Origin of the sequence: Paenibacillus sp. FSL R7-0345, assembly GCF_038595055.1 — a bacterium.
Taxonomy (GTDB): domain Bacteria; phylum Bacillota; class Bacilli; order Paenibacillales; family Paenibacillaceae; genus Paenibacillus_AQ.
In genome coordinates, this window is record NZ_CP152002.1 from 3,165,476 (window position 1) to 3,189,530 (window position 24,055).

The window sequence follows — 24,055 nt, forward strand, 5'->3', positions numbered from 1 at the left end:
AGTGCAGTGAAAGGAGACCTGAAGCAGTTACAAAGCCAACTTCAAATCCAATTTCACGATCCTGTACTCCTGAAGCAGGCCTTTACCCATGCATCCTATGTTAACGAACACCGTTTCAACCAGCATCAGGACAATGAGCGTCTGGAATTTCTGGGCGATGCCGTGCTGGAGCTTACGGTTTCCGAATATTTGTACAACCTGCTGCCGGACAGGCCTGAGGGAGAATTGACCAAGCTGAGAGCCGCAATTGTATGCGAGCCTTCGCTGGTCAAATTTGCCGAGAGCCTGGGCTTCGGGCGTTTTGTACTGCTGGGCAAAGGGGAAGAACTTACGGGCGGACGAACCCGCCCGGCCTTGCTGGCCGATGTGTTTGAATCCTTCGTGGGAGCGCTTTATCTTGATCAGGGCCTGGAGACAGTGCGCCGCTTTCTGGATAATCATGTATTCCCGCTGGTGGAGACGGACGGCAAGCTGCAGATGCAGATGAGCGATTTCAAAACAGAGCTTCAGGAGCTGATACAGCATCACGGTTTAGGTACTCTGGAATATCGGATTATTGAAGAGCGTGGACCGGCGCATGAGCGTGAGTTCGTTTCTGAGGTGTACATGGCCAGCCAGTCGCTGGGCAGAGGCAACGGCCGTTCCAAGAAGGAAGCGGAACAGCAGGCAGCGGCAGCGGCGCTATTGCGTTTGAAGGAAGACGGTGCTTAAAACTGTAGTTGCAATCGTACAAGATAAGGCTACTCCAGGCAATTAGCGGAGGAGAGCAGCAATGGTCTGAATGCCGGCGTTTTGGCGGAGGTCAGACCTTTGCTGCTCTTTTTCGGTTTGTGATTCTGCATGCATGTACAGGACCTGTTTGAGGGGTTATTTCAGAAACGCTATGTTATAATAGGTCAGAGGTGATAGGCAAGATATGTTTTTGAAACGGATCGAATTGGCTGGCTTTAAATCATTTGCCGACAAGACGGAAATGGAGTTTGTGCGCGGCATCACGGCTGTAGTAGGGCCAAACGGCAGCGGCAAAAGCAATATTTCCGACGGAATCCGCTGGGTGCTTGGTGAACAGAGCGCCAAATCGCTGCGCGGGGGCAAGATGGAAGATATTATTTTTGCCGGAAGTGATGCCCGTAAAGCGGTGAACTATGGCGAGGTTTCACTTACTCTGGATAATGAGGATCATGTGCTGCCGCTGGATTTCAGTGAGGTCACAGTGACCCGGCGGGTGCACCGCAGCGGTGAAAGTGAATATCTGATCAATAAGCAATCGTGCCGGCTGAAGGATATTACAGAGCTTTTTATGGATACCGGCATCGGGCGTGAGGCTTATTCTATTATCGGACAAGGCCGCATCGAAGAGATTCTCAGCACCCGTTCTGAGGACCGGCGCGGGATTTTTGAAGAGGCCTCAGGTATTGTTAAATATAAATCGCGTAAAAAAGACGCCGGACGCAAGCTGGATGAGACGGAGCAGAACCTTTTGCGCATCCATGACCTGATCAGTGAGCTGGAGGACCAGATTGGTCCGCTGAAGGATCAGTCCGAGAAGGCGATTCGTTATAAAGAGCTGCGCGAGAACCTCAAGCAGCAGGAAATCTCAGTCTATGTTCATCAGATTGAAGGCATTCATACAGCCTGGAAAGAAGGAACTGCCCGGCTTGAGGTGCTTACTAAGGAACAGCTGGAGCTCTCCACCATTGTCTCGGCCCATGATGCCAAGCTGGAAAGCGGCCGGGCTGAGCTGCGGGCACTGGAGGAGCAGGTAGAGAAGCTGCAGGAGCAGCTGCTGCGCTACAGTGAAGCTTATGAGAAGAGCGAAGGCTATGGAGAAGTGCTCAAGGAGCGCAAGAAGAACCTGGAAGCGAACCGTGAACAGCTGCTGGCCACGCTGGGTTCCGTAGGTGAACGTTCGGCAGACCGGCAGCGTGAGCTGGCTGAGCTGGAGCAAAAGCTGCAGCAGGCCCGTCAGGCGCTGGAAGATCTTCGCAGACAGCTGGCCGATGAAGAGTCCAGACTGGAGGGCGTTGCCGGCGGCATCAGCCAGAGCAAGGAGGAGCAGCTCAAAAGCGCCTTGCTTGAGCTGATGAATCTGATGGCCCAGGCCCGTAATGAGATCCGCTATGCGGACCAGCAGAAAGAAAGCCTGGAGCGGCGGATGAGCCGCAGCGCTGAAGAAAGCGGTAAATGGGCTGCCCGTCTGGCGGAGCTGTCCCTTTCCCAAAAAGCGCTAAAGGACAAGATTGCCCGGCTGGGTAATGAGATTGCCAATCTGCGCAACAGCTATATTACTGAGAGTGAGCAGACCAACAAACGGCATAAGCTGATTGAAGAAACCCAGTCGGGTCTGCGCAAATGGGAGCAGAAGCGTGAAGCGCAGGTGTCCAGGCATGAAACGATGAAGGAAATGCAGGATGACTACGATGGCTTTATGATCGGCGTTAAGGAAGTGCTTAAGGGCGCCCGCAAAGGCCAGCTGAGCGGTGTACATGGCGCAGTAGCCGAGCTCATTTCCGTACCTGAGCGGCTGGAAATGGCGGTGGAAACCGCGCTGGGTGCTTCACTGCAGCATGTAGTCATGGAGAATGAAGCGGTATCCCGCCAGGCGATTGCTTTCCTGAAGCAGCGCCAGCTGGGCCGGGCTACCTTCCTTCCGCTGGATGTCATCCGGCCGCGCCAGATTAGCGGCAGTGACCGCAGTATGGTAGAAGGGGCAGACGGATTTGTCGGGATCGGCGCCGATCTGGTAGGCTTCGATGAGAAGTATAGCAGTATCGTCGGCAGCCTGCTGGGCAACGTAGTTATCGCTGAGAATCTGGAGCAGGCCAATAAAATAGCTGCCAGATGCCAATACCGCTACCGGGTTGTTACCCTTGAAGGCGATGTCGTGAATGCCGGCGGTTCCATGACCGGGGGCAGTCAGCATAAGAAGAACAATAGCCTGCTGAGCCGTAAGCGCCAGATGGATCAGCTGTTCAGCGAGATAGAAGAAAGCGAACGGCAGATCAGCAAGCTGAAGCAGGGCATCAGCCGGTTGAAGGACGAGCAGGAGAATGCGTCCCTCAAGCTGGAGCAGCTGCGCCATGACGGGGATGAGAAACGTCTGGAGGAGCAGCGTGTTACCGGTGATCTGAAGCAGCTTGAGCAGGAGCTGCGCCATGTGCAGGAGCAGGTGGATGGCGCCGGTGCGGAGCGCAGCGGCTTTGAAGCCGAAGTGAAGGCGCTGGAAGAAAGCCGGGTACAGGCAGTAGCTGAGCTTGCCCGGCTGGAACAGGAAGAGAAGGCTGCCCATGAGGCGATCCGCAGTGCCGAATCAGAGCGTAAAGCGAGTGAATCGGCTAAAGAGGAGCTGCAGGGCAAGTTGACCGGGATGAAGGTAACAGAGGGCAAGCTGGACCAGGAGATTTTCTCGCTTGAGGAGCAGCTGCGCCGGATGCGCCAGGATGCCGGATCACAGGATAAAGAGCTGCGCCAGAGCCGCGGCCTGCTTATGACCATTGAGCAGGATCTGGAAGAGAATGTCCGCGAAGCGGTGAAGCAGCAGGAGAGCCTGAACAGCTACCGGCTCAAGCGGGACGAAAGCGCGGCAGCGCTTGATCTTGCCCGGGCAGACCGGGCTGCGCTGACACGCAAGCTGGAGCTGGCTGAAGGGGAGACCAAAGACCAGCGGCAGGCGCTGCGCTCTGTTGAGGACAAGCTCCGTACAACCGAGGTATCTGTCGGACGGCTCGATGTGGAGCTGGACAATATTCTGCGCAAGCTGAGTGAGGATTACGAGCTGAGCTATGAGCTGGCCAAACAGCGTTATCCGGTTCCGGAGGATGTGCCGGCAGCCCAGGCGGAGGTGCAGCGGCTCAAGCGCAGCATTTCTGCCTTGGGTGAGGTCAACCTGGGTGCGATCGAGGAGTACCAGCGTGTGCATGAACGCTATACCTTCCTCAGCAGCCAGAAGGATGATCTGGTGGAAGCCAAAACAACCCTGTACCATGTTATTCATGAGATGGAAGAGGAAATGTCCAAACGCTTCAAGCAGACCTTTGATGCCATCCGGCGCGAATTCGGGACCGTGTTCTCAAAGCTGTTCGGCGGCGGACGGGCGGATCTGCAGCTGCTTAATCCCGAGAACATGCTGGAGACCGGCATCGATATTGTAGCCCAGCCTCCGGGCAAAAAGCTGCAGAATCTGCAGCTGCTCTCCGGCGGAGAGCGTGCTTTGACCGCTATGGCCTTGCTGTTTGCCATCCTGCAGGTGAAGCCGGTTCCGTTCTGCGTACTGGATGAGGTCGAGGCCGCGCTGGATGAAGCCAACGTTGTCCGTTTTGCCCAATATCTGCGCGAATTCTCGGAGCAGACCCAGTTTATCGTCGTTACCCACCGCAAGGGTACGATGGAGGAAGCAGATGTACTCTACGGGGTCACGATGGAGGAAGGCGGCGTATCCAAGCTTGTCTCCGTGAAGCTGGAGGATGAGGAAGCGATTATTGCCTAGTTAATTGAAAACAACAAAGGGAAGAGTGGCGGAGGGGAATTTGGAACTGTCACGGCTACCCCATAATAATTGAGGGGGACCATAATGAGCTTTTTTAAAAAATTGAAAGAAACCATTTCCGGCAAAACGGAAAGTGTAACCAAAAGCTTTCGCGACGGGCTGGAAAAAACGCGTAAGGGCTTCGTTGAGAAGGTCTCCGACCTGATTATCCGCCGCAAAAAGATCGATGAAGAGTTTTATGAAGAGCTTGAGGAAATTCTGATTGGTGCTGACGTAGGCGTTAACACCGTAATGACGCTCGTAGAGGAACTGCGGGCTGAAGTGAAGCAGAAGCGGATTGAGGATGCTGCAGAGCTGCAGCCGATTCTCTCGCGCAAGCTGATGGAGCTGCTGCGCGGCGATGATGATAACAGCCTGAAGGAGAACCCTGACGGCATCACAGTAATCCTGTTTGTCGGCGTCAACGGGGTCGGCAAGACCACGACAATCGGCAAGCTGGCACACCGTTATAAACAAGAAGGCAAAAAGGTGCTGCTGGCGGCAGGTGATACCTTCCGTGCAGGGGCCATTGAGCAGCTGGAGGTATGGGGTCAGCGGGCCGGAGTGGATGTTATCAAGCAGCAGGCGGGCTCTGACCCGGCAGCGGTTATGTTCGACGCCGTGCAGGCCGCGAAGCAGCGGAATGTGGATGTGCTGATCTGTGATACGGCCGGCCGTCTGCAGAACAAGAGCAACCTGATGGAAGAGCTGAACAAGATTTTCCGGGTCATCCAGCGTGAGATTCCAAGCGCGCCGCATGAAGTGCTGATGGTGCTTGATGCAACAACCGGTCAGAATGCACTGAGCCAGGCCAAGCTGTTCGGTGAAAAGAGCGGTGTTACCGGCCTTGTCCTGACTAAGCTGGACGGCACTGCCAAGGGCGGTATTGTCGTGGCAATCCGCCAGGAAATGAACCTGCCGGTGAAGCTGGTCGGCCTCGGTGAAAAAATGGACGACCTGCAGACCTTTGACTCCGGCCAGTTCGTTCATGCCCTGTTTGCCGGAATGATCAGCGAGGAAGCCGCTGAATCCGGAGAAGAGCAGGAGTAAGAATTCTCATAGAATCTGATCAGACAAGATGGATAGAATCCGTTTTCCGGCTTAGGCAGGAGAACGGGTTCTTTTTTATTAATTATTACAAAAATACATCATATGAAAAATTCATAATAGTACTGCTTGTCAGCCCTCCCGCATACAATTCATTGTATCCTTACAATACAGCACCCGGAAAATACGCTCAGGAGAAAGGAAGCGATTCCATTTATGCAAAATGGTTCATAAACTCCATTTTGCTGTTATATATATTGACATCAATAATATCATTTACGTATTATGAGATTAGAATTAAAGTTTTTCGTGATTAAATCTATAAATTTTAAAGAGTTTGTGAATAAACATAACACATCTGAACTTCCGAAAGGAGTCGGGCTCATGTCCAAACTAGATCCTTTGCCCGGTATTTCTCCGTATCCGCTGGAGCACTTTTATGATGAAATGTATGCTGACGAACGGAGTATCCGGCCTCATTACCGGCATGTTAGCCGGATGTTTTCCGGGATGAGCCCCGCAGAGCTGCAAGCCAAGCAGAAGCTGATGCAGCGGAGGATGATGGAAGAAGGAATTACCTTTACACTGTATAACCCGGCCCAGGATCAGCCGATGGAGCGGACCATTCCCTTTGATATGATTCCGCGGATTATCCCCAAGGGAGAGTGGGAGCGGCTGGAGGCTGGTATTGTCCAGCGGATTACTGCACTGAACTTATTCATTCATGACATTTACCATGAGCAGTATATTGTAAAGGACGGGATTGTACCGCGGCGCATGATTATCAGCAATGTCTATTTTCGTCCTGAGATGGCGGGACTCCGGGTGCCCGGCGGGGCTTATGTGACCACCTCCGGTATCGATCTGATTCGCCACCATGACGGGGAGTATTATGTACTGGAAGACAATCTCCGTACTCCATCCGGCTTTTCATATTTATTCAAAGGCCGGTCGCTGATGAACCAGCTGTTCCCTGAACTAGCTTTTGCCAGCTCTATCCGCGATGTGGATCACAGCCTGAACCGGTTCCTGTCGGTGCTGCGCAGCCTGTCTCCGTCCAGAACCAGAGATCCGGTTATAGCACTGCTGACCCCGGGCCAATACAACTCGGCCTATTATGAGCATGCTTTTCTGGCACAGCAGATGGGCATTCATCTGGTAGAAGGCCGCGATCTGGTAGCCCAGGATCATAAAATCTATTTACGGGAAATGAACAGCCTGCGCAAGGTTGATGTGCTCTACCGCCGTCTGGATGATGATTATATTGATCCGCTGGCGTTCCAGCCGAACTCGCTGCTTGGCGTTGCCGGGCTGATGAATGCCTACCGGGCAGGCAATATCGCGATCGCCAATGCTCCGGGGACCGGAGTCGCAGACGATAAAGCCATGTATGTCTATGTGCCGGACATGATCCGTTATTACCTTAACGAGGAGCCGATTCTGGGCAATGTGCCGACTTATCTGCTGTCACGGCCGCAGGAACGGCAATATGTGCTGGATAACCTGTCCGAAATGGTGGTAAAGGAAACCTCACTCTCCGGCGGCTACGGCATGCTGATCGGCAGCGAAGCGACCAAGGAAGAGCTGATGGATTTCCGGCTGAAGATTCTTGCCGACCCGGCCCGTTACATCGCCCAGCCAATCATGTCCCTGTCCCGGGCCCCTGTACTATCGGGCGCATCAATGGTTCCGCGTCATATCGATCTGCGGGCGTTTGTGCTGATGGGTGCGGACCGCAAGCCGCATGTCATCCCCGGCGGACTGACCCGGGTGGCAATGAAAGAAAACTCGCTCGTTGTGAACTCGTCACAGGGCGGCGGGGTTAAGGATACCTGGGTTATGGCCTGAGACCGGAATTTGGCCCGGTTAAGCTGAACCAAGTGCGGCATCAAAATGTTAGGTGGAGGAGTGATGACGATGCTGAATCGCAATGCGGAGGCTTTGTTTTGGATCGGAAGGTACATTGAACGGGCAGAGAACCATGCGCGGCTGATTGATGTCCACTATCATATTCAGCAGGAAGAGGACTTCCAGTCTGAAGGCCACAAATGGTCGAGGCTGATTGATGCATTAGGGGTCAGAAATGAGTACCTCAAGCAGTTTGAGAGTTTTGCTGAACAGGATGTGCTGTCTTTTATCACTCTGGATCTGGGCAATGCCAATTCTTTATTCTCGTGTGTGCACCAGGCGCGCAATAATCTGCGCACACTGCGCCAGCATCTGCCGAGTGAGCTGTGGGACATCGTCAACGGCTTTAATCTTTGGCTCGGCGAGCAGTCGGTCGCGGATATTATGAGCGGCCCGCATCCATTTTACCAGCAGGTCAAGGAGCGTGCGGCTATGTTCCTTGGCGCTGAGCAATCGGTGATGCTCCGGGGAAATGAATGGCATTTCATTGAGAGCGGGCGGTTTCTGGAACGGGCCGAGAATACGACGCGGATTCTGCAGGCTGTTACGGTATCGTGCAAAGACAAAGAGAACAGCACCATCTATACCCAGCTGCAGGCTGTACTGAAATCAGTCAGCGGTTATCAGGCCTTCCGCCGTTATTACGCCGATGATATGTCAGCGGAGTGCATTCTGGAATTCATGATCGTCAATGCCCGGTTCCCGCGCTCAGTGCGCTTCTCGTTCCATAAGCTGGAGGAGCATCTGGCCAGACTGGAGCTGGATTCTTCGGAGAAGGGCTCAGGACATGAGAAGGTGATTCGTCAGGCCGGCAAGATTAAGGCGGAGCTGGATTATATGGAAAAAGAGGAGATGTCAGGCGATCTCGTAGATGATGTTCTACATTCCCTGATGCTCTCCTGCCAGCGGTTAGGCAAGACAATGGAGGGCGCCTTTTTTCGCCGCGAAGGAGCCTATGTATGAAAATCCAGATCAATCACACCACAACCTATTCCTATCCCGAGCCGGTTACGGACAGTGTCAATGAAATCAGGCTGACTCCGCGCACCAACTACCGGCAGTCCTGCTACCATCATGAGGTGGAGGTGACTCCGGCGGCTAATCTTTTGACATATGAGGATTTTTTCGGCAACCGGGTACATGCCTATTCCGTGAACAAGCCGCATACGGAGATGGTGATTCATACCAAAGCGACTGTGGTGACACTGGATAAAGCACAAGGTGTTAACCTGCCGCATATCCCGCTCGAAGACCAGGTTAAGCTGCTGAACGATGAAAAGTTCCAGAACCGGTACATTGAGTTCATTCTGCCAACCCGTTTCACGGAGGTTACTCCGGAGCTGGTGGAGTTTGCGTCGCAGCACCCTTTTCATGAAGCGGATGATATGTACGCCTGGACCAAAAAGCTGTCCTCGACTATCTATGAACAGTTTACCTATGATCCCGAAGCGACAAGTGTGAATACTACCGTCAAAAAAGCGCTCAAGCTCAAGCGCGGCGTCTGCCAGGATTATGCCCATCTGATGATCGCCGTCTGCCGCAGTGTCGGGCTTCCTTCACGGTATGTCAGCGGATACCATTTCGTGGGTGATCTGCAGGGCGGAAACGCCGATTTTGAACAGGCCTCGCATGCCTGGGTTGAAACGCATATTCCCGGAACAGGCTGGCTGGGCTTCGATCCGACCAACAATGCCGAAGTCAACTGGCGCTATATCAAGCTGGGCCACGGCCGGGATTACAAGGATATTGTACCGGTAAAAGGCGTTTACCGCGGCGGTGCCGGGACACTCAGTGTTAAGGTGGATGTGCGCAAGCTGGACAGCTGAGGGTAGAGGATGAGACAGGGTTGCGGAAGGACATAATAGGTAAAAGATATGGAGCTTATCGGTTAATATTAAGCTAAGAAGCTGCTGTCCCTCTCCAATAAAAAGCCCCACGCTGTGGGGCTTTTTAGAGTTGGGGATAGGCGGGTAAGACCCGGTGAAAGGCAAAAATGCCTCTGATTTCGCCGAAGCAGGCGGAATGAGCGAAATGAAGAGCAAAAATGCCTCTGATTTCGCCGAAGTAGGCGGAAAGGGCGAAATGAAGAGCAAAAATGCCTTTGATTTCGCCGAAGCAGGCGGAATGAGCCGTGAGCAAAAAGGCAATATGCCAGCAGTGCATGCCCATGTGAGCAACAGTTGCACAAAATTTGTGCAAAATTTGCACAAGGGTGATTATAATTAAGCCGCAATTGGGTAATCTTGAAACAGAATCACGAATATGGATGATGTGGAAGGAGAGAGTGCATATGAGCCCAAATATAGCTAAAAAACAGCGGTTTGTCGGGAAAACAGCCATTATTACAGGTGCGGGCTCTGGAATCGGCAGGGCGGCAGCGATCCAGATGGCGCGCGAAGGCGCCAATGTCGCTCTTTTTGACCTGGTTAATGAACGCACATCGGTGCTGGAGCAGAAGCTGAACAAGCTGCGTAAGGATTGCGCACTGGCCATTGATGTTGATACTTCTGATGCAGAACGGATGGAGGAAGCGGTACGCAGAACAATTGAGCATTTTGGCAGCCTGGATATTGTATTTGCCAATGCGGGCATTAACGGTGTGGTCGGGCCGATTGAGGAGCTCAGCCTCAGTGACTGGCAGAATACGATTAACGTCAACCTGACAGGTACTTTTTTGACGCTCAAATATACCATTCCGCATCTCAAGGCAAAAGGCAAGGGCAGCATCATCATCACAAGCTCGATTAACGGAAATACCCGGTTTACGAGCTTCGGCTGGTCGCCGTATAGTACAACCAAAGCGGGGCAGGTGGCTTTTGCCAAAATGGCTGCACTGGAGCTGGCCAAATTCAAAATCCGCGTCAACGTCATCTGTCCGGGTGCGATCTCGACAAACATTGATGAATCTACCGAATTCAATGAGGATGTAGAGGAGATCGTTATCCCGATTGAGTTCCCGGAAGGAGCCCAGCCATTGGCGGACGGCCCGGGTAAGCCGGAGAATGTCGCGGATCTCGTATCATTCCTTGCTTCCGATGAATCCATTCATATTACCGGAGCGCAGATTGTGATTGACGGTGCAGAGTCACTGTTAAGCTAATCAGGATACACCAGTACGGATTGATAAACAGAAATATTAAGAGGCAGCCTTACTTCGGGTTCATGAAACCCGGGGTAAGGCTGTTTGTGGTCTGCAGGGTTGTAAACTGGACAAGTTATGGTAAAATCTGTGCATATAACGAAACGAATCCGGAGGATGATCATATGAATCAGGATGTGACAGACTTTATTAATAGTGTAAAGCAGCCTTGGCAGATTGAGATATGCAACAGGCTCCGCCAGCTGGTTCATGACTCTATTCCAGATGTGCAGGAGCGCATACAATACGGCAAGCCGCATTTTCTCAAAAATGGCAAGTATGCCGCGGTTATCACAACTGCGAAGGGGTGGGTCACCTTTACTATATTTAATGCGGCGGAACTGGAAGTGCCGGAGGGCGTATTCGAACCCGGAAAACCGGAACGGATCACAGCCAGGCTGCTGGAGGGGAAACCGGCTGATTATGGGCTGTTTGCAGACCTGCTGAAGCAGGCTTCGGCTGAGCTGTAGGGATATTATAAAGGGAGAGGGGATGAGGCGATGCTGTCATGGCTGGCGGAACAGCGGATTCAGGAAGCGATGAGAAACGGTGAGTTTGCAGATTTGCCGGGGCATGGCAAGCCGCTGGAGCTGGAAGACCTGTCAGGTGTTCCGGAGGAGCTGCGGATGTCATTCAAGATTATGAAAAATGCCGGGGTTCTGCCGGAAGAGCTGACGCTGCGGGCGGAGTGTGTGACTTTGGAGGAACTGCTGGCAGCCTGCCGCCGCAGCGGCAATGCGGATTCTGCTGAACAGAAATCGCTTGAATCCAAGCTGTCTGTAAAAAAAATGCGTCTGCAGCAGCTTTTACGAGAACGCGGTCTGGAAAACAGCAGCATTTTTACGGAATACGGGGAGCAGATCCGTCAGCGGCTGTCAGGTGAGGACGATTAGTAGCGTGTCAGGAATATATGTTGGTGACTGATGCAGGACCGTAATTCTACTTATAATATAGGAAGCGTAAACTACAGGCTTTCAAACTGAGCTTGAACGGTTAAGAATGCAGGCTGTCATGGGCTGGGAAAAAGAATTCCGTAATCTGCAGTGGTATGGTCTGCGCAGCGGTATGAGTGTGCTGGAAGTGGGGAGCGGCCCCGGTTTCGTAACTGAACAGCTGGTTCACAGACTGCCAGGCTGTGAGGTTACGGCTCTTGAAATCCCGTTTTGTCGGAAGAAGTTTTCCGCGGATTCTGGCGGCAGTAAATATCATCAGCTGAAGCAGGCCTGCAGCACAAAACTGGAGAATTCCTGAGGAACTGCTTGAAATCCCGGCCCGTTTCGCCCATGCTATAAAAAGCGACTGGTGAATCAATCAGAGTGCACATAAGACAGACACAGTTATGGAGATACCAAATGAAACAGCTTCCGATTATGCAGGTGCTTCCTGATCTAAAACAAATATTAAGCAATAACACGGCTGCCGTGCTGATCGCCGAGCCTGGTGCAGGGAAGACGACGGGAACGCCGCCTGCTTTTCTGGACGAGCCTTGGATGGCGGGCAAAACCATATTAATGCTGGAGCCGAGAAGACTGGCTGCCCGCTCGGCAGCTGTATATATGGCTGCCTGCCTTGGAGAACAAGTAGGGCAGACTGTCGGCTACCGGATGCGGATGGACAGTAAAGTAAGCAGACATACACGTATTACCGTCGTTACCGAAGGTGTCCTGACGCGGATGCTACAGAGTGATCCGTCACTGGGCGATACAGGGCTGGTTATTTTTGACGAATTCCATGAGCGGAGCCTCCATGCCGATCTTGGCCTGGCGCTGGCCCTTGAGGCACAGACCGTGCTGCGGGATGATCTGCGGATTCTGATCATGTCGGCTACGCTGGATGCGGAGCGGGTATCGGCTTTGCTCGGCGGAGCAGCCATCGTGGATTGCCCGGGGAGGACATTCCCGGTAGAGACGGTTTATGCGCCTGGCGGGGACGGTGCGGTGCTCGAACAAGCTGCAGCCTCTGCTGTACGCCGTGCCCTGGCTGAGCAGCCGGGCGATGTGCTGGTGTTCCTGCCGGGAGAGCGGGAGATCCGCCGGACGCAGCGCGAGCTTGACGGCGGCAGCCTGCCGGCGGGCACAGTCCTGCGGCCGCTGTATGGCCAGCTCCCGCAGGCGCAGCAGGATGCTGCGGTGGCTCCCGCTGTGCCCGGCCAGCGTAAGGTTGTGCTGGCGACCTCGATTGCCGAGACGAGCCTGACGATTGAAGGGGTGCGCACGGTAATCGATACCGGCCTGCGGCGCACCCAGGTGTTTTCGCCGCGCACGGGGATGCCGCGGCTCACGACCGTGCCGGTCTCCAAGGCATCGGCCGACCAGCGGCGCGGCCGGGCAGGCCGGACAGCGCCCGGAGTCTGCTACAGGCTCTGGAGCAGGGAGGAGCATGCCCGGCTGCCGGACGACAATGTGCCGGAAATGCTCGAGGCCGATCTGGCGCAGCTCGCCCTGGAGCTGGCACTGTGGGGCGTGCCGGGTCCCGCCGCGCTGCCTTGGCTGGACCCGCCGCCCGCTGCGCCTTACGCGCAGGGCACGGCGCTGCTGCGCCAGCTCGGCGCGCTGGACGCCGGCGGCGCCATTACGCCGCACGGCCGCAGCATGGCCGCACTTGGCGCACACCCGCGCGCCGCGCATATGCTGCTGCGCGCGGCTCTGCTTGGCGAAGCGCCGCTTGCCTGCCGGCTGGCGGCGCTGCTGCAGGAGCGGGACCTGTTCAAGGGTCCCGCAGGCCAGGGCAGCGACATCACGCTACGCGTGGAGGCGCTGCTTGCCTTTGAGCGCTCCGGCGTGAGCGGGAGCGCGGACCCGGCGGCTCTGCGCGCGGTGCAGCGCGAGAGCCGGAATCTCCTGGCGCAGCTGAAGGCAGCGCCGGGGGCAGTGCCCGGCGACCTCAGCCGCATAGGCCTGCTGTTGTCGTTCGCCTACCCTGACCGGGTAGGGCAGAAACGCGGCGACGGCGCGTTTCTGCTGTCCGGCGGCCGGGGGGCGGCGTTGGCCGAGGGGCAGCCGCTGGCCCGCTCGGCCTACATCGTTGCCGCCGGCGTGGATGACCGCGCCGGGCAGGGACGGATTCTGCTGGCGGCTGACCTGCCAGAGGGAGAGCTGCTCAAGCATCACGCAGACAGCCTGACCGAAGAACGGGCTGTCTTCTGGGACAAAGAAAGCGGAAGCGTGAAGGCGCACCGCCGGACGATGTTCGGTGCACTGGTATTAAAAGAAACGACACATGAGCGGCCGGATGCGGACGAAATTGAGGAAGTATTGCTATCCGTTATTGCTGATGAAGGATTGGATATGCTGCCGTGGGAAAAAGGATCGGCGCAGCTGCGTCAGCGGATGGCTTTTATGCACGCGGTCAGGAAGGACTGGCCCGATGTCTCTGATGAAGCATTGCTGGCGACCCTGGACGAATGGCTGCGCCCATATCTGCAGGGTATGCGCAATCTGCGGGACCTGCAGCGTCTGCCGCTGTCCAAAGCGCTGGAAGGGATGCTGGACTGGAACAGCCGGCAGACGCTTGACCGTGAAGCGCCGACACATATTACGGTACCCAGCGGGTCACGCGTGCCGCTTGACTACAGCAATCCTGGCTCGCCTGTATTAGCGGTAAGATTGCAGGAGATGTTCGGCCAGGTGGATACGCCGCGGATCGGAATGGGACAAGTCCCCGTGCTGCTCCACCTGCTCTCGCCGGCAAGACGGCCGATGCAGGTCACCGCAGATTTGGGCAGCTTCTGGCGCAGCACTTATTTTGAGGTTAAAAAGGATCTCAAAGGACGTTACCCCAAGCACTACTGGCCCGATGATCCCCTGCAGGCGGAGGCTACCAGCCGGACACGGCCAAAGAATAAATAATCTGTAGAGATGATTTCAACAGCTAAAGCATCTGCAGAATTCAGCTGCGATTAGAGTAAATGATTAGTATGGGTAAGGACATAGAAGCGGCTGGTAGTGCAACCATTCTGTTTTTCTGGAGCAACTGCCCTCCCTCATGGTAAAAACTCGATCGAATCAATATGCTAAGTGGAAATTTGCTATCTAATTCTCCGGGAAACCCTTTAAGTGGACAACTAAATGGAAAAACGTCACTTAGTTTCGCCGAAATTGCTCTCATAGCGGTAAATGGCCTGAATTAAGTGGCGTTTTTCCAACTAGCGGCCGCAAAAGCGGGAAAACACAGGAATTAAGTGCCGAAAATCCAACTAGATAGCTTGAACCTATAAATTTAAGCTAAGGAAAGCGGCCGGAAGTCCAAATATTCTCTGTAGACACAGCCACACAGGATATCAATAGTAATAATAGTAGAACTGCAGGTTCTCTCTATGTAGCCCCCTTATAAATGTTATCCCGCTCCCGTGTATTGTTTGACCGCTCGTTTAAAGGGTAATAATGTAGCGAACGACAATTACAAAGGAGGGCTTCAAGTGACTACCAAAAAAATCGTAGGAATCTTTGATACGGAACAAGAAGCAACCAGAGCAATTGAAGATCTGCAGAGCAAGGGTATCAGCAACGATGAAATTTCAATTATTACCCGGGACCGTGATGAATTACAAAGCATTTCTGAAGATACAGGTACTATGGCACCGGAAGGTGTAGCAACCGGAGCAGCAACAGGCGGCGTAGTCGGCGGGGTTGCAGGATTGCTTGCCGGAATCGGAGCGCTGGCCATACCTGGTATTGGACCGATTCTCGCAGCCGGACCGATTGTGGCTACACTGACAGGTGCAGCTATCGGTGCAGGAGCGGGCGGACTTGTCGGCGGTCTGATTGGACTGGGCATTCCGGAGGAAGAAGCGCGTGAATATGAAGGTTATGTCGACAACGGGAAAATCCTCGTTCTGGTCGATGATAACGGCAGAGGGCATGACATTCATGATATCTTCCGCGGTAACCGTTCATTGAACGCCAGCCGTTATGACACTATTTATAATGCCGATACTACAAGAGACACGCTGGCTGACAGAGGGGCTACTAACCCTGATCTCACACCAGATGATACAGCAGTAGGCAACACGCTGGGCAACAGAGGTTCAATGAATGCCGGCAGCGACCCGGATCTTTACAACCGTAACCGGATGTAACCGGAATCTTATTATAATGTAATTCAGGGCTGGAGACCGGCCAAACCGCTCAGCCAAATGAATAGAAGATAGTAACAAGACTGCATTTTCGGGATCTTAACCGGGATGCAGTCTGTTCTTTTTTAAACCGCTGCTCTTTTCCGGAAAAGATTTGTCTATTGCATCCGCAATTTTTTTTTTGATTCTAGTATTTAAACATGTGAAAAATTCATAATAACGGTTCATGCAATATTTTATTCCAATAAAAGCCATTGATAGAACAGAACAGAGAAATTTTTTCGCTGAGCTTTTTCATTCACTGGACTCTTCATTCGTAGGGCTCTTTCATTTTCTGTTTGCTCCACGCAACAAGGAATCAAGGATTAATGAAGCTCAATGAGGAACAGGCCGGGCAGCTCATCTTTCAGCTTTTCCCCAAAGGTCATCCCGACAAATTCCTATCCCCCAAACCCAACCCGAGCTAATGTAGCCTACCGCTAGTACTCGTGCTTTTTAACCTCCTTATTCTATTAAATTCATAATTCAACATATGAAAAATTCACAATAAAAGATCATTGACCCTTTCCACGTACACCCCGCATCCATACCGCTACAGCACACAGTCACCCACCCAAGCAACCGCCAACCAGGAAAAAGTGAAAGATCTTAGCCCGACTAATACTCAACCGCTCTAATAGTCACTCAACCGCTCTAATAGTCACTGGACCACTCAAGTAATGACTCAACAGCCCAAGTTTTCCTCAGCATACAACCCGACAATTTCAAATTATGAAAATAGAGAAATAGACGATATACTAGAGTTAATTAATCTGGCTAACGTTATAGCGTTGGCGGATGAGTAACAGGAGGGATAGCATGGCTTTTATGATCGCCCAGCGGGCATTTATTAAGGTGTATCTGATTACGTTGGTGGAGCAGCATAAGGGATATGGCTATCAGATGCTGGAGGATTTAAGGAGGGATTTCAAAGCCCACGGCTATTCGCCTCCCCAGAGTGAGGTATACCGTGCCCTGCATGAGCTGGTGCAGCAAGGGATTTTGTACCGTACCAAGCAGCTCAAGGGGAATGATCCCAAGGTCGATTTTCAGGAAATCGTCCTTTATCACTTCACGGCAGACGGGGAGGAGAAAGCCAAGCTGTACAAAAAACAAGTGAAAACAGATCTGGACCGCTGTTTAGGCATCCTAAACAAAGCGGTCGCAGATAATTATTAATCGCGGGAATCCTGATCGTCGACATCCTGGCCGGGAAGCGGTACCGGTGAGCTTGCACTGCCGTAATCTTCTACGGCTTCCCAGGCGTCAGCATCATCGAATCTTCCGCTATGCTCCTGACGGTTCTCGCCGGCTCCGGAAGGCGGAGGGGTCATTACCTGCTCTTCAACCGGGCGGTCGTCTGCTGAGCCGCGTCCTGGTACATGCTCTACGGCGTATGGCGTATATGGAATGGCCTCGAGGCGTTCATAGGGGATTTCCTCATTGCTGATGACGCAGATCCCGTAGGTACCATCTTCCATCCGCTGCAGCGCAGCTTCAATATCTTCCAGCTCATCTCTGAGCGCATTATTAATACCAAGATCACGGCTTCTTTCAAAGGCTTCGGTGCCTGAATCCGCAGGGTGGTTGTCAACAGTCGACAATTCTCCGGTCGATACCCGGAGCGAATCGCCAAGCAGGCTGTTTTCTTCATCATTATCTGCAAAATGCTGCTCCAGCTCCTGTCTGCGCTCTTCCAGCGCTTTTTTGAGCGTAGCCAGCTGTTGATCTGTTAAGTGGCTCATAGTTTGATCTTCCTTTCGGCATTTAGGGTAGTTTTATTGTCGTAATCTTCCTTACCCTATTCATCGAACAGGCAATCAGCGGGAATCAGCGGGAGCTGTGAAGCGGGAAAGTGCAACTTTAGTGATATTTTCAACCCGCTTTCCGCCTGATATAATGATTACTGCCAAAGAACATAGACAAAGCATGGAGGTCACAGCAATGGACGAACATATGAAACGCAGACTGGATAAACAAAGAAAGCTGTTTAGCCAACTCGGTATTACTCTCGATGCACTCACCATACATGAGAAGGAATTCAGCATGAAGCTCCGCGGTTACGATGCTGAAGAGGTGGATACTTTTTTGGATAGCGTGATTAAGGACTACGAACGTTTTTATGCCACAATAGCCGATCTGATGGATAAATGGCAGGAGCAGCAGCTGGAGCTGCGTGATTTGAAGGAGCAGAATCTGGCTGCTGCTGCCCCGGCGCCTGTAATCCGGGGAATTGACCCGCAGGATCTTGAGGAAATTGTGATCAGGCTGGAGGGCAATCTGCGCCAGTTAAAGGACAGAATTCCGCGTATAGAGAAATATTAATAATAATCTGCAGGTCCACCCGCAATCTTTTTAATATGAGTACCAGCGTCAGCAGGCAAATGCTTGTTTGACGCTGTTTTCATCGTTTACAATGAAATGGATAGAATCATATCCTGTCAGGGTGGAGGTTGAACTTGTGCTTACTAAGCAGCCTAGAAGTTTGAAGATAAGCGGCAAAATAGCCACCGGCTATGTTGTAATTCTTGTTATGCTGGGTCTGTTTCTTGTTATTGTCTCCAGCAGGATCACTGATCTGGAGAAAGAGACGGTTTATTTAAGTGATCATGATATTGAAGTACACGAGCTTACATACCGGATTGAAAAGAATGTGCTGGATATGGAAACGGGACAAAGGGGTTATGCGCTCACTGGAAACTCCAGCTACCTGGAGCCTTTTAACAACGGGCTGTCCGAGTGGACTGTTAATTACTCCAAGCTTAAGGCCCTTATAACCGATAATCCTGTCCAGATAGTTAACCTCGAAAGCATTAGACGTGATATTGAAAAATGGATTCAGGAAGCCGGACAGTACGTGGTTCAGCTGAAGCAGAGCGGACGGGATGAAGAGGTCGCGGTGTATTTCCAGAATGATTCCGGCAAGTCGGTGCTTGATTCGATCCGCACACAGTCGGATAATTTCCGCGATAATGAGCGCCAGCTGACCAATGACCGGATTACCAGACTGAAGGACAGCAATCAGAAGCTGATCACTACAATGTACATTTTGTGGGCATTGGTGGCACTGCTGGCTTTACTTATTACCTACCTGCTCTCTTTAAGTATCGTGAAGCCGTTGCAGCATGTAATACAGGCTATTAACAGCATCGCTGACGGTGGCAATATGTCCGAGCGGATCAAAGCCAAAACGATGGATGAAGTCTATGATCTTGGCGAAGCAACGAACAGATTGCTCGATAAGGTACAGGTGGACCAGTGGTGTTCGGAGCAGCTTGCTTCAACCTCGATTATTTTGCAGGAAACGACGGATCTTGCGGTTATGAGCCGGACTTTTGTGAACAAACTGGCAACAACCTTTGAGATTCAATACGGGGCCATTTATGTCCTCGATAAAGAGGATGCTTTCAAAAGATTGTATTCCTACGCCGGAAAAACAGATGCGGATACAGATACTCCTTACGGAGCTGCACGGATACGTCCGGGCGAAGGACTAATCGGACAATGTGCTGTCGATAAGGAAGTCATGTTTGTCGGCAATCTGCCCGAGGATTATATCAGCATTAATTCCGGGCTTGGCCGGACTGCACCAAGATTTGCTGTCATTGCTCCGGTACTTTTTGATAACAAGACACTGGCTGTGGTGGAGTTCGCCTCCTTGACCAAATGGGCACCTCACCACGTGGAGCTATTGTATGAGCTGATCAAAGCTTTGGGTGTATCCCTCAATTCGGTTAGAACCCGGATGGAGGTACAGTCCCTTTACCAGGAGTCCCAAAGTATGAATGAGGAGCTTCAGGTACAATCTGAGGAGCTTCAGGTGCAGTCAGAGGAGCTTCAGGTACAGACGGAAGAACTGCAGAATCACACCAGTGAATTGATGAACCTGAACAGGGAGCTGGAGAATCAGAAGTCTGTTGCCGAAAATGCAGCTGCTGAGCTGGAAAAGTATAATAAGCAGCTGGAGCTTAGTTCGCGTTACAAAAGTGAATTTCTGGCCAATATGTCGCATGAGCTGCGCACTCCGCTTAATAGCATGCTGATCCTCTCACAGCTGCTCGTTGAGAACCGCAATCATTCGTTAACAGAAGAGGAGCTGGAATATGCCTCGGTTATCCATTCCTCCGGGAGTGATCTGCTGGCGATGATTAATGATATTCTGGATCTCTCCAAGGTTGAAGCCGGTAAAATGCTGGTCGAGATGGATGCCGTTAATCTTACCGAGCTGCCGGCGCTGCTTTCCGGTTATTTTGATAAAACAGCAGCTAAGCAGAAACTGGAGTATTCAGTACATCTGGACGATAAAGTGCCGGATCTTTTCTTTACCGATGAAATGCGGATGCATCAGATTCTGCGTAATCTGCTGTCCAATGCCTTTAAATTTACCGAGCAGGGGTCTGTACGGGTACAAATCAGCTGTACTGAATATCAGCCTGATGAGGCGGACAGTGAGCCGCAGCAGATGGTGGCTTTTGCGGTTACCGATACGGGGATTGGCATATCGGAAGCTAACCGGGAGCTGATATTTGAAGCATTCAGACAGGCCGACGGCACAACTGCCCGTAAATTCGGCGGTACGGGGCTGGGCTTGTCCATTTCCCTCCAGCTGGCCAAGCTGCTTGGCGGATATATTACACTGCAGAGCGAGGAAGGGAAAGGCAGCACGTTCACCTTGTATCTTCCGTACCTGCAGGAGGAGTCTGATCTTTCGCAGATTCCGCTGAGGTCATGGTATCCTGCAGCAGCGACAAGTGAGCGTAATGAAGCGGAGACATACAAGCAGGAGCAGGTTTTGAATGACCGCATGTTATTTGAAAAAGAATACGCCAGGCTGCAGGGCCGGACTGTACTGATTGTGGATGATGATCAGCGTAATATTTACGCCCTGGAGAATGGCCTGATTCCTTATCAGATGAACGTTCTGACGGCACAGAATGGTTATGAATGCCTGCAGGCTGTCAGAGAGCATCCTGAGATCGATATTGTACTGCTGGATATTATGATGCCGAACCTGGACGGCTATGATACGCTCTCCATCATCCGCGAGGAGCTGCTTCTGCAGGATCTTCCAATAATTGCTGTCTCAGCCAAGACCATGAAGGAAGACAGGGAGAAATGCCTTGCAGCCGGAGCTTCTGATTTTATTAGCAAACCGTTAGTTATGCAGGATGTCGTTACACGGATGTGCAGGCTGATCCGCCCCCAGGATACATAGTCTAAACGCCCGGCTTGACTTTTCTAAAATTACCATTGACGAAAACCGGGACTATGATTTATGATTAGTTCATAAATGATCATTTATAACAAACGGCGTGTTACCTTTTAAGGGCATGAGCCAAGGATTGTCTTCATTCTATATGAGGCGGTTCTTGGCTTTTTTTGTTGCCGAATTTCTGAAGATCAGGGGGAGGAGGGAGAGCTTGTCGCAGGAAATCGAGCACTTTCTAGTGCAGCGGGTGATCGGAAATAATGTAGTTATGGTTCAGGGAAGCAGGAACGGCAAGGAATACGTCATTATCGGCAAAGGCATTGGCTTTGCGGTAAAGGACACCGGAGTAATTGAAATGGATGACCGGCGGATTGAGAAGCTGTTTCGCCTGGAAGACCGGGAGGAATGGGGCCAGTATCAGATCCTGCTGGAAGATATCGATCACAAAGTAATGAAAATTACCGATGAGATTATCGGGGATATCACCAGTCAATTTCCCGGCAAGTTAAACGACAAGATATATCTGGCACTCCCGAGCCATATCCAGTTCACCATTTACCGTTTGCGCAGCGGTATGGATATTATCAATCCCTTTTTGCAGGAAACCAAAATGACGTTCCCCAAAGAATTTGAGATCGCTTTCAAAGCGGCTGAAAAGATCAGTGCCGAATTCAATGTACAAATTCCGGAAGATGAAGTCGGATTTCTGACTTATCATGTCTATTCAGCGGTCAGCAATGTGCCCGTAGGTCAGCTGGTGAAAGTATCGAATATGGTCAATGAGCTGCTGGGCCTGATCCGTGCGGAGCAGAAGATTACGTTTGAGCACGGAAGCATGAATCATGTGCGGCTGATGATCCATCTGCGGTTTTCGCTGGAACGGATCCTGCAGGGCTCGCTAATTGATAATCCCTTCGTAAAGCATATTAAGAAAGAGTACAAGACGGAATACAAGCTGGCACAGAAGCTGGGAAAAGTCATTCAGAACAGACTGGAGGTTCAGGTTCCGGAGGAGGAGCTATGCTTCCTGGCCATGCACCTGCACCGGCTGTTCCAGACCATAGAGAAAAATAAATAGCAGGCTGAGAGGAGTGGTGCGGATGTTTTCCAGATGGAAATCCAAAAAAGAAGAGCAGCATACTGTACAAATGATTGAAATTACAGCACCCATAAGCGGGCAGACGGTTCCCCTGGGCAGCGTGCCGGATGATACCTTTGCCGGCGGGCACATGGGCAGCGGAATTGCCATTGAACCGGCAGAAGGGAAGCTGTTTGCACCTTTTGACGGCAGGATTGCCCATATTGTGAAATCAAGCCATGCGCTGATTATTGAACACGCTTCCGGACTGCAGCTGCTGCTACATATCGGCATTGATACGGTCAGCCTGAAGGGCAGCGGATTTCAGAGTCATGTTGCCTCCGGGGACAGTGTCAGGGCCGGACAGTTATTGATTGAATTTGATCTTGAGAAAATACGTGCTGCAGGCTGTGCGACCATTTCACCAGTGATCGTTACGAGTATGGAAGAGAAGGCTCCGGTGGTGGAGTGTCTGCACGGACAGGTCGCGGCGGGAAAAGATCTGATCCTGAAAGTAGCTTCACAGTAACAGTGCATAGGGCGGTATCTATTATGAAACTGAGGGGATGATAGTATTATGTTGGCTTTTCTACAGAAGTTAGGCAAGTCTTTGATGCTTCCGGTTGCGACAATGCCGGCGGCTGCAATTCTGCAGGGGTTCGGGCTGATTAATTATGAAAAGGATCTGCATCTGGGCAGCGCGGTCGGAGGGTTTCTGAACCAGTATGTAGCTCCTTTCCTGAATGCGGGTGCGAATGCGATCTTTGGAAATCTGGCGCTGATCTTCGCAATCGGGGTGGCGATCGGTTTTGCCGGCGACGCAGTTGCTGCACTATCCGCGCTTATAGCCTACATGGTGCTTCAAAATGTACTGGAAATTGTGCCCTTGCAGTTCTCCTTTATTAACGATGATGTAGTGCTGAACATGGGCGTGCTTGGCGGGATTTTTGCCGGAGCATGGGCTGCATTCCTGTATAAGAAATACCACAATATCAAAATGCCTGACTGGCTCGGCTTCTTCGCCGGTAAGCGGTTTGTGCCGATTATTACTGCAGCTTCCATGATGGTGCTCGCTGTATTCATCGGAATGGTCTGGAGCCCTATACAGGATGTAATAAGCGATTTCGGGAACTGGGTGGTCGGCCTTGGCGCAATTGGCGCATTTGTCTTTGGTACGGCGAACCGTCTGCTGATTCCGATCGGGCTGCATCACGTCATTAACACGATTGCCTGGTTCCAGATTGGTGACTTCACCAATGCGGCAGGCGAAATTGTGCACGGTGACCTTACCCGCTTCTTTGCCGGAGATAAAACGGCCGGTATGTTCATGACAGGCTTTTTCCCGATTATGATGTTCGCCCTTCCGGGTGCGGCATTAGCCTTCATTCATACAGCTAAGCCGGATAAGCGCAAGCTCGTTGCTTCTATCTTTATCGGTTCGGCAATCGCATCCTTCCTGACAGGGATTACCGAGCCGCTTGAATTCTCGTTCATGTTCGTTGCACCGGTACTGTATGTAGTGCATGCAGTATTGACGGGTCTTGCCGGATTGCTGATGTATGTACTTGATGTGAAGCTTGGTTTCGGTTTCTCGGCCGGTCTGATTGACTATCTGGTGAACCTGAAGTCGTCCACAAATGCCTGGATTCTAATTCCGGTAGGGCTTGCCTTCTTCGTCCTTTATTATGTATTGTTCCGCTTCATTATCGTGAAGTTTAATCTGAAGACACCGGGGCGGGAAGATGATGTTGAAGATGACCTGCAGGAGGTTGCTGTTGGAAAAGGTACTGTATCGGCATCCTCCAGAGCAGCAAAGATTCTGGAGAATATCGGCGGACCTGCAAACATCCGTACTATAGATGCCTGTATTACCCGGCTGCGGCTGAATGTAGCCGATGATAAAGCGGTTAAGGATGCGGCGCTGAAGCAGCTTGGAGCTTCCGGGGTTATGCGGCTCGGACAGGGCGCGGTACAAATCGTATTCGGCCCGCAATCGGAGCAGATTAAGGATGATATTAAAAAGCTGATGTAACGGT

The 24,055-nt window shown here is 52.0% G+C and carries 20 protein-coding genes; 19 read left to right on the top strand and 1 reads right to left on the bottom strand.

Annotated features, from left to right (window positions below):
* The first annotated feature begins 6 nt into the window (after positions 1 to 6).
* The 14 genes from rnc (at position 7) to NST84_RS13530 (ending at position 16,911) form a co-directional block, all read left to right on the top strand.
* Complete coding sequence (gene rnc / locus NST84_RS13465; protein ID WP_090715744.1) at positions 7 to 711, top strand: ribonuclease III; 705 nt, start codon at positions 7 to 9, stop codon at positions 709 to 711.
* Between the two features lie 205 nt (positions 712 to 916).
* Positions 917 to 4,486, top strand: a complete 3,570-nt coding sequence (gene smc / locus NST84_RS13470; protein WP_342566050.1) for a chromosome segregation protein SMC — start codon at positions 917 to 919, stop codon at positions 4,484 to 4,486.
* Positions 4,487 to 4,570: 84 nt separating this feature from the next.
* Positions 4,571 to 5,575, top strand: a complete 1,005-nt coding sequence (gene ftsY, locus NST84_RS13475; RefSeq protein ID WP_342566051.1) for a signal recognition particle-docking protein FtsY — start codon at positions 4,571 to 4,573, stop codon at positions 5,573 to 5,575.
* A 381-nt stretch (positions 5,576 to 5,956) separates the two neighbouring features.
* Positions 5,957 to 7,420 (top strand): circularly permuted type 2 ATP-grasp protein, encoded by a 1,464-nt coding sequence (locus NST84_RS13480; protein WP_342566052.1) that lies wholly within the window; start codon positions 5,957 to 5,959, stop codon positions 7,418 to 7,420.
* A 63-nt stretch (positions 7,421 to 7,483) separates the two neighbouring features.
* Entirely contained in the window at positions 7,484 to 8,443 is a 960-nt protein-coding gene (locus NST84_RS13485; RefSeq protein ID WP_342566053.1) for an alpha-E domain-containing protein, read from the top strand.
* Positions 8,440 to 9,306: a transglutaminase family protein gene (locus NST84_RS13490; RefSeq protein WP_342566054.1), complete on the top strand. Its 867-nt coding sequence runs from the start codon at positions 8,440 to 8,442 to the stop codon at positions 9,304 to 9,306. The genes NST84_RS13485 and NST84_RS13490 overlap by 4 nt, the downstream gene beginning before the upstream one ends.
* A gap of 154 nt (positions 9,307 to 9,460) precedes the next feature.
* Entirely contained in the window at positions 9,461 to 9,706 is a 246-nt protein-coding gene (locus NST84_RS13495; RefSeq protein ID WP_342566055.1) for a hypothetical protein, read from the top strand.
* Between the two features lie 64 nt (positions 9,707 to 9,770).
* Complete coding sequence (locus NST84_RS13500; protein ID WP_342566056.1) at positions 9,771 to 10,580, top strand: SDR family NAD(P)-dependent oxidoreductase; 810 nt, start codon at positions 9,771 to 9,773, stop codon at positions 10,578 to 10,580.
* A gap of 164 nt (positions 10,581 to 10,744) precedes the next feature.
* Positions 10,745 to 11,089, top strand: coding sequence for a DUF1801 domain-containing protein (locus tag NST84_RS13505; protein WP_342566057.1), 345 nt, complete (start codon positions 10,745 to 10,747; stop codon positions 11,087 to 11,089).
* Between the two features lie 30 nt (positions 11,090 to 11,119).
* A complete protein-coding gene (locus NST84_RS13510) occupies positions 11,120 to 11,512 on the top strand; it encodes a DnaJ family domain-containing protein (protein WP_342566058.1) in 393 nt (130 codons plus the stop codon).
* Between the two features lie 118 nt (positions 11,513 to 11,630).
* Entirely contained in the window at positions 11,631 to 11,870 is a 240-nt protein-coding gene (locus NST84_RS13515; RefSeq protein ID WP_342566059.1) for a class I SAM-dependent methyltransferase, read from the top strand.
* Between the two features lie 101 nt (positions 11,871 to 11,971).
* The gene (hrpB, locus tag NST84_RS13520; protein ID WP_342566060.1) at positions 11,972 to 14,467 is read left to right on the top strand and encodes an ATP-dependent helicase HrpB; all 2,496 of its coding nucleotides are present in this window, start codon (positions 11,972 to 11,974) and stop codon (positions 14,465 to 14,467) included.
* 569 nt (positions 14,468 to 15,036) lie between these two features.
* On the top strand, positions 15,037 to 15,696 hold the full coding sequence (locus NST84_RS13525; protein WP_342566061.1) for a general stress protein: 660 nt from the start codon (positions 15,037 to 15,039) through the stop codon (positions 15,694 to 15,696).
* An 855-nt stretch (positions 15,697 to 16,551) separates the two neighbouring features.
* Positions 16,552 to 16,911: a helix-turn-helix transcriptional regulator gene (locus tag NST84_RS13530; protein ID WP_342566062.1), complete on the top strand. Its 360-nt coding sequence runs from the start codon at positions 16,552 to 16,554 to the stop codon at positions 16,909 to 16,911.
* On the opposite strand, the gene NST84_RS13535 is transcribed toward NST84_RS13530, so the two are convergent.
* Complete coding sequence (locus NST84_RS13535; protein WP_342566063.1) at positions 16,908 to 17,477, bottom strand: TraR/DksA C4-type zinc finger protein; 570 nt, start codon at positions 17,475 to 17,477, stop codon at positions 16,908 to 16,910. The genes NST84_RS13530 and NST84_RS13535 overlap by 4 nt on opposite strands.
* A gap of 199 nt (positions 17,478 to 17,676) precedes the next feature.
* Between NST84_RS13535 and NST84_RS13540 the strand changes: the two genes are divergently transcribed.
* From NST84_RS13540 to nagE, 5 genes are all read left to right on the top strand, one after another.
* Positions 17,677 to 18,057, top strand: a complete 381-nt coding sequence (locus tag NST84_RS13540; RefSeq protein WP_342566064.1) for a DivIVA domain-containing protein — start codon at positions 17,677 to 17,679, stop codon at positions 18,055 to 18,057.
* A 91-nt stretch (positions 18,058 to 18,148) separates the two neighbouring features.
* A complete protein-coding gene (locus NST84_RS13545) occupies positions 18,149 to 20,947 on the top strand; it encodes a CHASE3 domain-containing protein (protein ID WP_342566065.1) in 2,799 nt (932 codons plus the stop codon).
* A gap of 205 nt (positions 20,948 to 21,152) precedes the next feature.
* Positions 21,153 to 22,019 (top strand): PRD domain-containing protein, encoded by an 867-nt coding sequence (locus NST84_RS13550; RefSeq protein ID WP_342566066.1) that lies wholly within the window; start codon positions 21,153 to 21,155, stop codon positions 22,017 to 22,019.
* 22 nt (positions 22,020 to 22,041) lie between these two features.
* Positions 22,042 to 22,548: a PTS glucose transporter subunit IIA gene (locus NST84_RS13555; RefSeq protein WP_342566067.1), complete on the top strand. Its 507-nt coding sequence runs from the start codon at positions 22,042 to 22,044 to the stop codon at positions 22,546 to 22,548.
* Between the two features lie 48 nt (positions 22,549 to 22,596).
* On the top strand, positions 22,597 to 24,051 hold the full coding sequence (gene nagE, locus NST84_RS13560; RefSeq protein WP_342566068.1) for an N-acetylglucosamine-specific PTS transporter subunit IIBC: 1,455 nt from the start codon (positions 22,597 to 22,599) through the stop codon (positions 24,049 to 24,051).
* Positions 24,052 to 24,055 lie beyond the last annotated feature (4 nt).